Genomic DNA, 15,000 nt, shown 5'->3' with positions numbered 1-15,000 from the left:
CTGCCCCGGTCTATGCCCGCCAATCGGCGCAATGTTTTCAATAAGGCATGCTTTGGTCCGGCAAGACCGGCCATTTGGCGGATAAAAGCGGGCTTTTACGGTGGGGCGGGCGTAAATCCTTTAAAATAGCGCCCTGTTCTAGCTCCGCTACAAAGGATTAAAAATGTCAATTTCCAGCACCGAAGAAATCGTCGCCGAATTGCGCGCTGGCCGCATGGTGATCCTGGTCGATGAAGAAGACCGGGAAAACGAAGGTGACCTGGTGCTCGCGGCGGACTTTGTGACGCCTGAAGCCATTAATTTCATGGTCAAGCATGCGCGCGGCCTGGTCTGCCTGACCCTGACCGAAGAGCGCTGCGACCAGCTGAACCTGTCGATGATGTCGGCCCGTAACGGCACCGCCTTCGGCACCAATTTCACCGTGTCGATCGAAGCGGCCGAGGGCGTGACCACCGGCATTTCGGCGGCCGACCGCGCCAAGACCATCCAGGTCGCCGTGGCCAAGGACACGCAGCCGTCGGACATCGTCCAGCCCGGCCACATCTTCCCGCTGAAGGCGCAACCGGGCGGCGTACTGATGCGCGCTGGCCATACCGAAGCCGGCTGCGACCTGACCGCCATGGCCGGCCTGACGCCGGCCTCGGTGATCTGCGAGATCATGAAGGACGACGGCACCATGGCGCGCCTGCCGGACCTGCTGGAATTCGCCAAGGAGCACGGCCTGAAGATCGGCACCATCGCCGACCTGATCCACTACCGCAGCCGCAACGAGTCGCTGGTCGAGAAGATCGGCGAGCGTCCGCTGAAGACCGCCCAGGGCGACTTCCGCATGATCGCCTTCCGCGACAAGCCGAGCGGCTCGGCCCACCTGGCGCTGGTGCACGGCGACATCGAGAAACACAAGGAAACCCTGGTGCGCGTGCACCAGCCGGTGTCCATCCTGGATATCCTGGAATCGGAAGCGACCACCCACTCGTGGAACCTGTCGTCGTCGCTGGCGGCGGTCAAGGCGTCCGAGCGCGGCGTGATCGTGCTGCTCAACTGCGAGGAAACGGCGGAGCAGTTCTTCGCCCAGTTCGACGCGCTGGGCAAGCCGGAAACCAAACCGAAAGGCCGCGCGGCCAGCATGGACCTGCGCAGCTACGGCATCGGCGCGCAAATCCTGCGCGAAGTCGGCGTCTGCAAGATGCAGCTGCTGGCCAGCCCGCGCAAGATGCCGTCGATGACAGGCTTCGATCTGGAAGTGACCGGCTACATGGCCAAACCTAACTAATTCAACCAACACACAAGAGGCACTCCATGACTGTAGGAAGCTACGAAACCAATTTGTCCGGCGATGGACTGCGCATCGGCATCGTTCAAGCCCGTTTTAACGAAGATGTCTGCCACGGCCTGCTGTCGGCCTGCCTGGCCGAACTGAAGCACCTGGGCGTGGCCGATGAAGACGTGCTGCACGTGGCTGTGCCGGGCGCGCTGGAAGTGCCGCTGGTGCTGCAGAAGATGGCCGAGTCGCAGCAGTTCGACGCGCTCATTGCGCTGGGCGCGGTGATCCGTGGTGAAACCTACCACTTCGAGCTGGTCTCGAACGAATCGGGCGCCGGCATCACCCGCATCGGCCTCGATTATGGTATTCCTATCGCTAACGCGATCCTGACCACCGAGAACGACGAGCAGGCCGAAGCCCGCATGGCCGTCAAGGGCGCCGATGCGGCGCGCGTGGCGGTGGAAATGGCCAATCTGACCATCGCGCTGGAAGAGCTGAGCCAGGACCAGGGCGAGGACGAGTAAGAACAGGTAGGAAACGGCGCGGTGTGCCGGTATGCGCCGGCGCACTGAGCCGGATTTTGTAAGTATTTAAGAACAGGTATAACCATGACAGATAAAATTTTGCACGCCAACCCTAGCAAGAACCGTACGCCGCGCCACCGCGCGCGTGAGTTTGCGTTGCAGGGTTTATATCAGTGGCTGCTGAACAATGAAGACGCATCCACCGTGGTCAACAACATCCGCGCCGCGCACGGCTTCGACAAGGCCGACGGCGACCACTTCACGGTGCTGCTGTACGGCGCGATCAAGGATTCGGTCGCGCTGCGCGAAAGTTTCGCGCCGCTGGTCGACCGCGGCATCGGCGAACTGTCGCCGATCGAGCACGCGGTGCTGCTGATCGGCGCGTTCGAGCTGAAGAACAACCTGGAAATCCCTTACCGCGTCGTCATCAACGAAGCGGTCGAGCTGACCAAGTCCTTCGGCGGTATCGACGGCCACAAATACGTCAACGGCGTGCTGGACAAGCTGGCCGCCCGCGTCCGCCCGGACGAAGTCGCCGTCGACAAGAAGCGCTAAGCAGCGTCCGGTACTGTCCAAAGCCACCCAAGGTATCTTGCGGTGGCTTTTTTTTATTTGGGTTTGACGGGGAGGGGGCTGCGCCGCAGAATCCGTTGACTTAAGATCAATATCGAAGGCGCATCATCGAACTGCATATCCTGAACCGGGCGCCGGCCTGGCGCCGCCGCGGCTGGCTGGCGCTGATCGCCGGCGCGCACTTGCTGGCGTTTATCGGCTGGCGCGCGCCTGAACGGCCTCTGGCGGCTTCCGTGGGCCGCCATGAGGCGATCACCTATATCCTGGCGCCGCTGCGGCCGCCTGCGCCCAAGGTGGCGGCTGCACCCAAACCCGTCCGGCAAGCTGCGCCGTCGCGCATGACCTTGCTGCCGCCCGCGCCGTTGCCGCAGCCGGTTCAGCAGCCGGCGCCAGCCCCGCAGGCCATCACGCAGGCCACGCCGCCGCCGGATCCGTTTGCGCAACCGCCCGCCAAGCCGGCCGAGGATCTGTTGCAGCGCTCGCTCAAGAGCGCCGCCGCCGTCGACCGGCAACTGCGCAAGGAAGCCTGGAATCCACGCGACAAGAAGATCGCCAACGACACGACCGCGCTGGCCGCCAAGCTGGGCGGCGCCTATGCCGGCGACAACGGCACCACGCTCGAGAACTTCACCACGCCCGACGGCCGCCTCATGACGCGCGTGCGCTCGGGCGGCAGCAGTTACTGTGCGGTGATGGAGTCCAATGCGCTGACCGGCGGCCGCGACCCCTTCCGGGACGGGGTTAGAACCAAGGTCAGCACTTGTCCACGCTGATGGTCCAGACGTAAAAAAGCCCGCCGGCACTGAGCGCGATCTTGAGCGCGTTCAGGCTGGCGGGCTTTTTATTTGTTGCTACGAAATCAGAGGCCGGCGATCTGGGTGCCGCTGACCGACTTGTCTACCACCGCGACCGGCGGGGTAGGCTTGGCTGGCGCTGCCGCCATCATTGGGGTGATGGTCGGCACTTTCTTGCCTGCCGAAACTTGCTTCAGGCGCTGGTACTCGGCCAGCACTTTCGAGCCGTAGCCGTCATCGTGTTCGAACGCCGCGGCGCCGACATAGATCTTCAAACCAGCTTCGACCGAACCGCCACGGGTGACGTAGTCCTTCAGGATCAGCGAGCCGACACGGATGTTGGCCACCGGGTTCAGCGCGGCTTGCAGGCCGCCCATTTCCTGGAATTTGTCGTGGTGGATCTTCGACATCACCTGCATCAGGCCTTGCGCGCCGACCGGGCTTTCCGCGAACGGATTCAGGCCCGATTCAATCGCCATCACCGCCAGGATCAGCAGCGGATCGAGCTTGATCTCGCGCGCCGTCAGGTAGGCGGTGGACACCAGCATGTTGGCGGCGTCGCCCGCTACGCGGTAACGCTTGGACAGCCAGGAGGTGACCCATTGTTGCTGCTTCTGCGTGCCCAGCAGGGCTTTTTCTTCGGCGGTCAGCGGGGCGGTGCTGGCAGCCGGGGTGGAAGCCGGGGTTTCCATCAGTGCCGACAGGGGAGGCGCCACGACGGCTACGGCTTCGATTTCCGATTCGTGGTTCAGGCTGTTGCTCAATGCCTTGGCCAGGTCGGGACGGACAAACAGTACTGCCATCACTACTAAAGCGGTCACACCCAGAATGGTCAGCGTGTGTTGGGCGGTGGTCAACACGCCTTTTGCCGAAACGCGAGTCGTGGAAATCCACGCTGCTGGCTGGCGAGCCATGGTGCGGGCAAACTGCGTTGCACCGATAAAACGATTGTTCATAGAATTCCCCTGGAATGTCCGTAAAAGCGGGTCCCCGCCAGCGTCGAACGCAGCTAACCGGGTGCTAATGCCGTGCATCAGAAATATCATCGTCCGTCGCCGCTGGGAGCGCGCGTTGGACGCCGTCATTGCTTGCTAGAGCTGATGTTTCCCTGTGGTATTCGATCAGTCGCAATACAACTTCTTTCGGGGGTAAGGCAGACGCCTTTTGAAAACACTCCTTAAAATGTCATGTGGAGCCCCGACTCCGTGAATGAATAAGCAACACATTTATGTGGTCCGCGTTTCCGGAATATCCCGGGCTGAACCGTGTTCTCTTCAAGTAGGGCAAATTGTAGAAGCCGTTTTATATCAAGTCAATACTAACGCCAATCAAAGCTATAACTTTTAAATCTTACTTTTTTGCTTGTATTGCGCCTAAAACCAATAAAATCAACTACTTGACCTGTCTTTTTAAACAGTATGCTGCGTTGTAAGAAAAAATTAAAAAACGATGAAATATTCTGATTTGCGAGATTTTATTTCTCAACTGCAACGAATGGGCGAACTTAAGCCTATTTTGGTGCCCGTTTCGCCATATTTGGAGATGACCGAGGTCTGCGACCGCACTTTGCGGGCCGCCGGTCCGGCTTTGCTGTTCCAGAATCCGACCGGACACAGCATGCCGGTGCTCGGCAATCTGTTCGGCACCGAGCGCCGCGTGGCGCTGGGCATGGGCGCCGACAACGTCGGCGAGCTGCGCAAGATCGGCCACGTGCTGGCGCGCCTGAAGGAGCCGGAGCCGCCGAAGGGCTTCAAGGATCTGATGGGCATGGGCTCGCTGGTGAAGGCGGTGTGGGACATGGCGCCCAAGGAGTTGCGCGGCGCGCCGTGCCAGGAGATCGTGTGGGAGGGCGCCGACGTCGACCTGTCGAAGTTGCCGATCCAGCATTGCTGGCCGGGCGATGTCGCGCCGTTGATTACCTGGGGCCTGGTGATTACCAAGGGGCCTAATAAGAAGCGCCAGAATCTCGGCATTTACCGCCAGCAGGTGCTGGGGCCGAACAAGGTCATCATGCGCTGGCTGGCGCACCGCGGCGGCGCGCTGGACTTCCGCGAGCACGCGATACAGAGCAAGGGCCAGCCGTATCCGATCTGCGTCGCGCTGGGCGCCGATCCCGCTACTATATTAGGCGCGGTGACGCCGGTGCCGGACAGCCTGTCCGAATACCAGTTCGCCGGCCTGCTGCGCGGCAGCCGCACCGAGCTGGTCAAGGCCATCGGCAGCGAGCTGCGCGTGCCGGCCTCGGCGGAGATTGTGCTGGAAGGCCATATCTATCCTGACGAAAACCATCCGAGCGGCTACGAGCATGCGCTGGAAGGCCCGTACGGCGACCACACCGGCTATTACAACGAGCAGGACTCGTTCCCGGTGTTCACCATCGACCGCATCACGATGCGCCGCGATCCCATCTATCACTCCACCTACACCGGCAAGCCGCCCGACGAGCCGGCCATCCTGGGCCTGGCGCTGAACGAGGTGTTCGTGCCGCTGCTGCAAAAGCAGTTCCCGGAGATTACCGATTTCCACTTGCCGGCCGAGGGCTGCAGCTACCGCATGGCGGTGGTGCAGATCAAGAAGCAGTACGCCGGCCACGCCAAGCGCGTGATGTTCGGCGTGTGGAGCTTCCTGCGCCAGTTCATGTACACCAAGTTCATCGTGGTGGTGGACGAGGACGTCAACATCCGCGACTGGAACGAGGTGATCTGGGCCATCACGACCCGCGTCGATCCGACCCGCGACACCACGCTGGTCGACAACACGCCGATCGATTACCTGGACTTCGCCTCGCCGGTGAGCGGCCTGGGCAGCAAGATGGGCATCGACGCCACCAACAAGTGGCCGGGCGAAACCACGCGCGAGTGGGGCACCACGATCAGCATGACGCCCGAGGTGAAGGCACGGGTGGATCAGATTTGGCAGGAGTTGGGGCTGTAGGTTATAATTGATTCCGGCGGGCCCCTGCGCATTGTGGCATGGCTAACCTGGTCAGGTCGGGAACGAAGCAGCCACGGCTATTAACCATAAGTGCCGCAGATCAGGCTCGCCTCCTTCGGGAAAATGAAAAAGCTGCCAAGGGCAGCTTTTTTTATTGGTTCTTCTTCAGTGCGTCTTCAGCTATTCGTCGTCCAGCGTCGCTTCCAGCGGCCGCTCCGACGCCACCATCAGCGGATTCTCCTTCAGCCATGCGGATTCAGGCGTCAGCTTGATCTGGTTCTTCGCGTCCGTCTTGTAGACGGTGGCGCCCAACTTCAGCTGCGCCGGCTTGGCGAACTTGAACAGCACCGACTTGACGCTCGGTGCGAACAAGCTCAGCGCGCCAGCCATTTTCTTGATGGCGCTGTTGGTCTGGCCGACCGCGCCCATCACCTGCGCATACTGCCACTGCGTCCCCTCGGGCAGCACGGCCGTCACTTCGTAGCCGGCTGCGGACTTCTCGCCCTTCGGCAGGCTGGTCATGATCTTGGTGTCTTCCGTCATCCATTTGGGATTGGGCACCAGCGCCATGCGGTAGTCGGGCGACAGCGGTGTCAGCAGGGTGCGTTCGCCGCCGTGCACCACGGTCAGCACCACGTCGGCCGGCTGGTATTTGGTGTTCTTGGGCTTGACCGTCAGGAACAGGTTGATCTTGTCGCGCTCGGCGGCGGGGATGGCGTAGAACTTGTCGAGGCGCAGTTCCTCCACCAGCTTCTTATATGGCACCCATTCGCGTTCGTCGGCGTGGGCGGCGAGGGACAGCAACAGCAGCGGCAGCAGGGCAAGTTTCTTCATAAATTTTCATGTTAAAAGAAAAACACATTGTAGGGCAGTCCGTCCCGATTACCCAATCCGGCCACGCCTTGTTACAATTGCCGTTTTGGCGACCCTGCGCCGCATCTTATTAGCTGAGCAGGATAGGCCCTTTGCACCCGCTATCTACGGTAAAATCCCAGCATGTCCTATCAAGTCCTCGCCCGTAAATACCGCCCCAAGAATTTCGAAACGCTCGTCGGCCAGGAGCACGTCGTGCGCGCGCTCACGCACGCCTTGCACAGCGGTCGCCTGCACCACGCCTATCTGTTCACCGGAACGCGCGGGGTCGGCAAGACCACCTTGTCGCGCATCCTGGCCAAATCGCTCAATTGCATCGGCCCGGACGGCACCGGCGGCATCACGCCGACCCCGTGCGGCGTGTGCGAAGCGTGTACCGCGATCGATGCCGGCCGCTTTGTCGACTACATCGAGATGGATGCGGCGTCCAACCGCGGCGTCGACGAGATGGCGCAACTGCTGGAACAGGCGGTGTACGCGCCGAGCAATGCGCGCTTCAAGGTCTATATGATCGATGAGGTGCATATGCTGACCAACCACGCCTTCAACTCGATGTTGAAGACGCTGGAGGAACCGCCGGAGCACGTCAAGTTCATCCTGGCCACCACCGATCCGCAGAAAATCCCGGTGACGGTGCTGTCGCGCTGCCTGCAATTCAATCTGAAGCAGATGCCGCCCGGTCATATCATCGGCCATCTGGATAACATCCTGGGGCAGGAGGGCATCAGTTTTGAAGCGCCGGCCTTGCGCCTGCTGGCCGCCGGCGCGCACGGTTCGATGCGCGATGCGCTGTCGCTGACCGACCAGGCGATCGCCTACGCCGCCGGCGCAGTGACGCTCGATGCGGTGCAGGGCATGCTGGGCGCGCTGGACCAGTCTTACCTGATCCGTCTGCTCGATGCGCTGGCCGCGCAGGATGGCGCGGATCTGCTGGCCGTGGCCGACGAGATGGCCACGCGCAGCCTGTCGTACAACGGCGCCTTGCAGGACCTGGGCACCCTGCTGCACCGGATCGCGCTGGCGCAGACGGTGCCGGCCGCCTTGCCGGAAGATTTGCCGGAGTACGCCGAGATCGTGCGCCTGGCCGGCGCCTTCGATGCGGAAGAGGTGCAGCTGTATTACCAGATCGCTGTGCATGGCCGCAATGAATTGGGCCTGGCGCCGGATGAATATGCGGGCTTTTCGATGACCTTGCTGCGCATGCTGGCCTTTCGGCCCGGCGTAGGCGGGGCTGAGGGGCAACCGGCAGCTGCGCCCGCGATGTCGCGTCCGGCGGCGGTGGCTGCGGCACGCGCCGCGGCGGCGCCGCCGGCGCGCGCGGCTGCGCATATGCAGGCCAGCCATGCCAGCGTGACGCCGGCGGCGGTGGTCGCCGGTGCGGCCGCCGCGATGGCGCGCGCCGAGGCGCCTGCTCCGGCGCCGTATTCGGCTCCGGCTGCGCAGGCCCCGTCTGCCAGTGCGATGCCGTCCGCGCCGATTGCACCACCAGCGCCGGCGCCGGTTGCTGCGCCAGCCGCGTACACGGCTCCGATCCCGGCACCTGCGGCACCGGCACCGGTTGCCGCAGCGCCCGCTGCACCCGCCGCACCGATCAGTGCCGCGCGCGCCGCCATCAACGCCGCCCTGGAAGCTGCCCGTGCGGCTTCCAAACCGGGTGGGCGTTCGTCGTCGGCGAGCGCCGCACCGGCTGCCGCCGCGCCGTCCGCTCCCGCTGCAGCGCCGACGTCATCGTTTGGCGCCGCGTCGCCATCCGCGCCTGCCGCTTCCGCGCAGCCTGCCGGGTTCGCCTCTGGTGGGCCTTCGCAACCGCAGGCGCCGAGCGCTGTGTACACGCCGCCTGCCGCGCCGGTTGCGGTCGCGCCTTCGCGTCCCGCGCCTTGGGACGACATGCCGCCGGCAAGCGCCAAGGGCGGTGACGCGCAAGCGGCTGTCCTGGAAGCGCCGGTGCGCCAGGTCGCCCCGCAGCAGGTCGCGCCGCAAGCCGCGCCCGGCGCCAGGCCAGCCCCGCAGCAGGCCGACGAAGAGGATGACCTACCACCCTGGGTCACTGAATTTTCCGACGATAGCGCGGTAGCGCCGGCGCCGGCCTACGCGCCGTCGCAGCCGCCCTCGCACAGCCCGTCGCAGGCGTCGCCGCACATGCCGTCGCACGCCGCGGCGCAGCACCAGGCGCCGCCGCCGCTGGCCTACGCCGACGAAGCGCAAGCCGTCGTCATGCCGGCCCGCGCCGCGCCGGCGCCGGCCAAGGCGCCGCACGCCTACGTCATCACGCCGGTGCCGGAACTGAACTGGGACGGCAACTGGCCGGCCGTGGCCGCCGCCTTGCCGTTGCGCGGTGTGGCCCAGCAGCTGGCCATGCAAGCCGAACTCATCGAATGCAGCATCGACGGCAACGCGGTGGTCTTCAATGTCCGCGTGCCGATCGAAACCTGGCGCACGGCCGGCAACGTCGAAAAGCTCACGGTCGCGCTGACCGAGCGCTTCGGCCGTCCGGTGCGCGTGGACACCGAACTGGGCGCCGTCTGGTACACCGCCAGCGCCGAAGCGCAGGCCCACCGCGAAGCCTGCCAGCGCGCCGCCGAAGTCACCATCGCCAACGATCCCTTTGTGAACAGCATGATCCGCGAGTTCGACGCCTGGGTCGTGCCGGGTTCCATCACGCCGCCGCCCGCCGTATCGGCGTCCGCTGCGGCCAACTGATCACATCTTTCACTTTCAATCTACGGAGAACACCATCATGATGAAGAACCAACTGGCCGGCTTGATGAAGCAAGCACAAGCAATGCAAGACAACATGAAGAAGGCGCAGGACGCGCTGGCCCTGATCGAAGTCGAAGGCCAATCCGGCGCCGGCCTGGTCAAGATCGTCATGACCTGCAAGAACGACGTCAAGCGCGTATCGATCGACCCGTCGCTGCTGGCCGACGACAAAGACATGCTGGAAGACCTGGTCGCCGCCGCCTTCAACGACGCCGTGCGCAAAGCCGAAGCCACCTCCGCCGAAAAGCTGGGCGGCCTGACCTCCGGCATGAATCTGCCGGCCGGCTTCAAGATGCCTTTCTAAGGGCTGCCGCCAGGCTCCATGTCCAAATCGCTGGAATTTCTGACGGAGGCGTTGCGCCGTCTGCCCGGCGTCGGCCCCAAGTCGGCGCAACGGATGGCGTTTCACTTGCTCCAGCATGACCGCGAAGGTGCGGACATGCTGTCGCGCGCGCTGCACCAGGCGGTGAGCGCCGTGCATCACTGCGCGCTGTGCAATACCTTCACGGAAGAAGACGTCTGCGACACCTGCAACGACGAGCAGCGCGACCGCCGCCTGCTGTGCGTGGTGGAGACGCCGGCCGACCAGCTGATGATCGAGCAGACGCTGACCTACAAGGGCCTGTACTTCGTGCTGATGGGGCGCCTGTCGCCGCTGGACGGCATCGGCCCCAAGGACATCCACCTGGAAAAACTGGTGGCGCGCGCGGTCGACGGCCTGGTCGCGGAAGTGGTGCTGGCCACTAATTTCACCAACGAAGGCGAGGCCACCGCGCACTACATCAGCGAGATGCTGAAGGCGCGCGGCCTGCGCGTGAGCCGGCTGGCGCGCGGCGTGCCGGTCGGTGGCGAGCTGGAGTACGTGGACGCGGGCACCATCGCCCGCGCCATGCTGGACCGAAGGGCGACATGACCGACAAGAACACCGCGGGGAAGGAGTCTTCCCCTGCATGGGAAGACCGCAAGCAGGCAGGCGGCATGCCGCCTGAAACCCCTGCTGGCCCATTGGCCGGCATCAAGGTACTGGAACTGGGCACGCTGATCGCGGGCCCTTTTTGTGCGCGCATGCTGGGCGAGTTCGGCGCCGAGGTCATCAAGATCGAGTCGCCCGACGGCGGCGATCCGATCCGCAAATGGCGGGTGCTGAAGGACGGCACCTCGCTGTGGTGGTCGGTACAGTCACGCAACAAGAAATCGCTGACCTTGAACTTGAAGGATGCGCGCGGCCGCGCCATTGCGCGCCAGCTGGCGCTGGAGGCGGACATCATCATCGAGAACTACCGTCCCGGCGTGCTGGAGAAGTGGGACATCGGCTACCAGCAACTGAAGGCCGCCAATCCCGCCACCATCATGGTGCGCCTGTCGGGCTTCGGCCAGACCGGGCCGATGAAGGACTTGCCGGGCTTCGGCGCCATCGGCGAATCGATGGGCGGGCTGCGCTATGTGTCCGGCCATGCGGACCGGCCGCCGGTGCGGGTCGGCGTATCGATCGGCGATTCGGTGGCGGCGCTGCACGGCGTGATCGGCGCGATGATGGCGCTGCGCCACCGCGACGCCACCGGCGGCAAGCTCAAGGGCGAAGGCCAGATGGTCGACGTCGCCCTGTACGAATCCGTGTTCAACCTGATGGAATCGCTGGTGCCGGAGTTCGACCACGCCGGCGTGGTGCGCGAGCGCACCGGCGGCGCGCTGCCGGGCATCGTGCCGTCGAACACCTACACGACCAACGACGGCGAAAACATCGTCATCGCCGGCAATGGCGACGCGATCTTCAAGCGCCTGATGCTGGCCATGGGCCGCATCGACCTGGCCGGCGATCCCCAACTGGAACGCAACGACGGCCGCGTGCCGCGCACGCAGGAGATCGACGATGCGATCCAGGCCTGGTGCGACACCCGGGACATCGACAGCGCGCTGACCGTGCTGAAGGCGGCCGACGTGCCGGCCGGGAAAATCTACTCGGTGCGCGACATGATGGTCGATCCGCAGTTCCTCGCCCGCGAAATGTTCGAGCAGCACCACTTCGCCGACGGCACGCCGGTCAAGCTGCCGGCGATCTCGCCGAAATTGTCGGCGACGCCGGGCCACACCAAATGGATAGGGCCGGCGCTGGGGCAGCACAACGACGAGGTCTTGCAGTCGCTGGGCTACAGCGCCGAGGACATCGCCGCCCTCAAACAGGACGGCGTGCTGTAACGGCTGGCCAACTACCTGACATCAAAGCTGGGCGCGGAACTTAAGCGGGTGGCCATCGTCGCCGGCCGCCAGGCCGCTCATGGTGAACTGGTTGCCGAGCATGAGGTCGATCGATTCGGGCGGCGACGGATGGCCGAGGTAGTAGCCTTGCGCCAGGTCGCAGCCGAATTGCTCCAGCAGCAGCAACTGTGCGCCGGTCTCCACGCCCTCGGCCACGACCGCCATCTTCAGGCCGTGCGCCATGGCGATGATGGCGCGCGTGATGGCGGCGTTCTCCGAATCCTGCGGCAGGCCGCTGATGAAGCTCTTGTCGATCTTCAGCGCGCGCACGTCGAAGCGCTTGAGGTAGTTCATCGACGAGTAACCGGTGCCGAAATCGTCGATCGACAGGTAGACGCCGATGCCGCGCAACTGTTCCAGCGTGACCATGGTGGCGCGGGCGTCGTCCATCAGCGTGCCCTCGGTCAGCTCCAGCTCCAGCAGCTCGGCCGGCAAGCCGGTCTCGTGCAGCGTGGACAGCACGATCTGGCTCAGGTTGTCATCCTTGAACTGCTTGGCCGACAGGTTGACCGCCACCCGCACCGCTTGCTTGCCGGCCGCCTGCCACGCCATCGCCTGGCGGCACGCGGTGCGCAACACCCATTCGCCGATCGGCACGATCAGGCCGGTCTCCTCGGCCAGCGGGATGAACTCGGTCGGCGAAATGATGCCGCGCTCCGGGTGGCGCCAGCGCACCAGCGCCTCGACGCCGACGATCTGGGCGCTGGAGACGTCGATCTGCGGCTGGTACAGCAGATACAGCTCATTGTTTTGCAGCGCCTTGCGCAGGCCGACTTCCAGCCTGACGTGGCTCATGATCTGCATCGTCAGCGACGAGCTGTACAGCTTGGCGTTGTTCTTGCCGCAGTTCTTGGCGTGGTACATCGCGGTGTCGGCGTATTTGAGCAGCGAGTTGCAGTCCTCGCCGTCCTCCGGGTACAGCGAAATGCCGATGCTGGCGGTGACGAAGATTTCATTGGTGTCGAGCAGGAAGGGGCGGCGCATGGCTTCCTTGACCCGGTGGGCGACGTTGAGGGCGTTCTCGACCCGCTCCAGGTCGGGGATCAGGATGGTGAATTCGTCGCCGCCCAGGCGCGCCAGGTTGTTGCCGCCCACTTCGGTGCGCGAGACCAGGTCGCTGGGCCGGGTGGTTTCGCGCAGGCGCTCGGAGACCGCCTTGAGCAGGTGGTCGCCGACGTCGTGGCCCAAGGTGTCGTTGATGCGCTTGAAGGCGTCCAGGTCCATGAACAGCACGGCGAATTTCTTGTTGCCCTTGCGCGAGCGCACCAGCTCGGCCTCCAGCGTCTCCAGGAAGGCCTGGCGGTTGGGGATGCCGGTCAGGCTGTCGCAGTAGGCCAGGCGGCGGATCTGTTCCTCGGTGCGCTTGCGTTCGCTGATGTCGCGCACCAGGCCGAGCACCTCGTCGGGCCCGGTGGCCACCAGCCGCGCCTCGAAATGCCGCACCGGCGGCGCCACCGCGTGTTCGCCCTGGCGCGCGCGCGCGGCCGCGCCGGGGATCGGCAGTTCGTAGTCGAGCGAGCGGATGTGCTGGGTGTCGAGCACGGTCTGCACCTGCTCCAGCATGTGTTTGGCGATGTCGTCCGGCAGCACCTGGTTCAGGTGGCGGCCCACGCACTGCTCGCTGTCGAACACGCTGCTGGCTTCGTGGCCCTGTTCGTAGTCGAGATAGTAGCCGTCCTTGTTCATGCGGAAGAAGGTGTCCGGGATCGCCGCCAGCACCGCGCGGTGATGGGCGTCGGCGATGCGCAGGCGGGTGATGGCGTCGCTGGCGCGCAGCACGTACAGCACGCGGTGGCCGAGGATGGGCCAGTTGATCGGCTTGGAGACGAAATCGGTGGCGCCGGCCTCGTAGGCCTGGGTCACCGATTCCAGCTCGTCGCCGCCGGTGACCATGATGATGGGCACGGTGGTCTGGGTTTCCAGCCGGCGGATTTCGCGGCACACGGCGAAGCCGTCCATGCCCGGCATGTCGACGTCGAGCAGCAGCAGGTCCGGCGCCGTGCTCTGGAAGCGGGCCACGGCCTGCAGGCCGTCTTCGGCCTCGACCGCGTCCAGGCCGACCTGGCCCAGCATTTCCAGCATCAGCAGGCGCATCACGGGATCGTCGTCGGCGACCAGCACCAGGCCGCGCTTGGGGGAGGTTGGGCTTGCCATGTCAGGTTTCCTTTTCCAGGATGGCTCCCAATGCCTGCCGCACGGCCTGGAAAGAGCGTTCCATGTCGGCCAGCAGGACAGCGGCGCCGGCGGTGGTGTCGTTGCGCCCCAGCTGCTCCAGCTCCTTGCAGCGCTGCGCCAGCGCGTCGGCGCCGACGTTGGCGCTGCTGGACTTGAGGCTGTGGGCGGCCTTGCGCATCTGGCTGATGTTGCCGGTGCCGATGGCCTGGCGCAGCGTGTGCAAGTGCTTGGGGGTGTCGTCGAGATAGGCGTGCAGCACCCGGTCCAGCAGCGCGTCGCCGTTGCTGGCGCTGAGGGCGCGGATGTTTTCCAGCGCCTGGCGGTTGATCTGGCCGTTGGCCGCGGGGGCGGCGGGGCGCGGCTCGGGCGCTTCCGCGGCGGCCGGCATGCGCGGCAGGCTGATCCAGCGGGAAATGGTCTGTCCCAGCGCCTGCTGCGTGAAGGGCTTGCTCAGGTAGTCGTCCATGCCGGCGGCCAGGCAGGATTCGCGGTCGCCCTGCAGGGCGTTGGCGGTGATGGCGACGATCGGCATGCTGCGGCCGCGCCCGCGCTGCTGTTCGCGGCGGCGGATTTCCGTGGTCGCCGCGAAGCCGTCCATGACGGGCATCTGGCAATCCATCAGGATCAGGTCGAACTCGGTCGCCTGCACCGCCTGCAGCGCTTCCTCGCCGTTGCAGGCGCGGCTCACTTCCAGCCCCAGCCCTTCCAGCATGGCGCTGGCCACTTCGACGTTGACCGGGTTGTCTTCCGCCAGCAGCACCTTGCGCCGCCTGCGCGCGCGCGGGGCCGGCGTCGGGCCGGGGCTGAAGGCGGCCAGCGGCGGCGCCACCGGCGCGGCGGCCGGCGG

The 15,000-nt window shown here is 64.9% G+C and carries 13 protein-coding genes and 1 other RNA gene; 10 read left to right on the top strand and 4 right to left on the bottom strand.

Translation table 11 applies throughout. The features are described 5' to 3' along the window. Positions 1–163: 163 nt before the first annotated feature. The 4 genes from ribBA to AC1RMD_RS26535 all read left to right on the top strand — a co-directional run bounded on the left by ribBA (position 164) and on the right by AC1RMD_RS26535 (position 3,134). The gene (gene ribBA, locus AC1RMD_RS26550; RefSeq protein WP_492931057.1) at positions 164–1,273 is read left to right on the top strand and encodes a bifunctional 3,4-dihydroxy-2-butanone-4-phosphate synthase/GTP cyclohydrolase II; all 1,110 of its coding nucleotides are present in this window, start codon (positions 164–166) and stop codon (positions 1,271–1,273) included. A 26-nt stretch (positions 1,274–1,299) separates the two neighbouring features. Continuing rightward, complete coding sequence (gene ribH / locus AC1RMD_RS26545) at positions 1,300–1,788, top strand: 6,7-dimethyl-8-ribityllumazine synthase (protein ID WP_492931055.1); 489 nt, start codon at positions 1,300–1,302, stop codon at positions 1,786–1,788. Between the two features lie 84 nt (positions 1,789–1,872). Then, on the top strand, positions 1,873–2,343 hold the full coding sequence (nusB, locus tag AC1RMD_RS26540; protein ID WP_492931053.1) for a transcription antitermination factor NusB: 471 nt from the start codon (positions 1,873–1,875) through the stop codon (positions 2,341–2,343). 200 nt (positions 2,344–2,543) lie between these two features. Then, the gene (locus AC1RMD_RS26535) at positions 2,544–3,134 is read left to right on the top strand and encodes a hypothetical protein (protein ID WP_492931051.1); all 591 of its coding nucleotides are present in this window, start codon (positions 2,544–2,546) and stop codon (positions 3,132–3,134) included. Between the two features lie 86 nt (positions 3,135–3,220). Here AC1RMD_RS26535 and AC1RMD_RS26530 read toward each other — a convergent pair whose 3' ends face one another. Then, positions 3,221–4,069 (bottom strand): transglycosylase SLT domain-containing protein, encoded by an 849-nt coding sequence (locus tag AC1RMD_RS26530; RefSeq protein WP_492931259.1) that lies wholly within the window; start codon positions 4,067–4,069, stop codon positions 3,221–3,223. Between the two features lie 535 nt (positions 4,070–4,604). On the opposite strand from AC1RMD_RS26530, the gene ubiD reads away from it, so the two are divergent. Beyond that, complete coding sequence (gene ubiD / locus AC1RMD_RS26525) at positions 4,605–6,089, top strand: 4-hydroxy-3-polyprenylbenzoate decarboxylase (RefSeq protein WP_492931049.1); 1,485 nt, start codon at positions 4,605–4,607, stop codon at positions 6,087–6,089. A 15-nt stretch (positions 6,090–6,104) separates the two neighbouring features. After that, positions 6,105–6,203, top strand: an RNA gene (gene ffs, locus AC1RMD_RS26520) — signal recognition particle sRNA small type. 66 nt (positions 6,204–6,269) lie between these two features. Here ffs and AC1RMD_RS26515 read toward each other — a convergent pair. Continuing rightward, on the bottom strand, positions 6,270–6,923 hold the full coding sequence (locus tag AC1RMD_RS26515; protein ID WP_492931047.1) for a hypothetical protein: 654 nt from the start codon (positions 6,921–6,923) through the stop codon (positions 6,270–6,272). A gap of 162 nt (positions 6,924–7,085) precedes the next feature. Between AC1RMD_RS26515 and dnaX the strand changes: the two genes are divergently transcribed. From dnaX to AC1RMD_RS26495, 4 genes are all read left to right on the top strand, one after another. Then, positions 7,086–9,662, top strand: a complete 2,577-nt coding sequence (gene dnaX, locus AC1RMD_RS26510) for a DNA polymerase III subunit gamma/tau (protein WP_492931045.1) — start codon at positions 7,086–7,088, stop codon at positions 9,660–9,662. A 37-nt stretch (positions 9,663–9,699) separates the two neighbouring features. Further along, positions 9,700–10,026 carry a YbaB/EbfC family nucleoid-associated protein gene (locus AC1RMD_RS26505; protein ID WP_020705779.1) on the top strand — a complete coding sequence of 109 codons (327 nt, stop codon included), beginning with the start codon at positions 9,700–9,702 and terminating at the stop codon, positions 10,024–10,026. Positions 10,027–10,044: 18 nt separating this feature from the next. Then, positions 10,045–10,635: a recombination mediator RecR gene (recR, locus tag AC1RMD_RS26500; RefSeq protein WP_492931043.1), complete on the top strand. Its 591-nt coding sequence runs from the start codon at positions 10,045–10,047 to the stop codon at positions 10,633–10,635. Positions 10,636–10,700: 65 nt separating this feature from the next. After that, positions 10,701–11,918 (top strand): CaiB/BaiF CoA transferase family protein, encoded by a 1,218-nt coding sequence (locus tag AC1RMD_RS26495; RefSeq protein ID WP_492931257.1) that lies wholly within the window; start codon positions 10,701–10,703, stop codon positions 11,916–11,918. 21 nt (positions 11,919–11,939) lie between these two features. On the opposite strand, the gene AC1RMD_RS26490 is transcribed toward AC1RMD_RS26495, so the two are convergent. Further along, complete coding sequence (locus AC1RMD_RS26490; RefSeq protein WP_492931041.1) at positions 11,940–14,132, bottom strand: putative bifunctional diguanylate cyclase/phosphodiesterase; 2,193 nt, start codon at positions 14,130–14,132, stop codon at positions 11,940–11,942. A gap of 1 nt (position 14,133) precedes the next feature. Beyond that, positions 14,134–15,000 (bottom strand): response regulator (locus AC1RMD_RS26485; RefSeq protein WP_492931039.1); only part of this gene is annotated, 867 nt, incomplete at its 5' end.

The organism is Duganella sp. GW822-FHT06D06 (assembly GCF_058799615.1).
The sequence above is the reverse complement of the archived record's forward strand: the minus strand, read 5'-3'. Positions and strand labels throughout refer to the sequence as shown.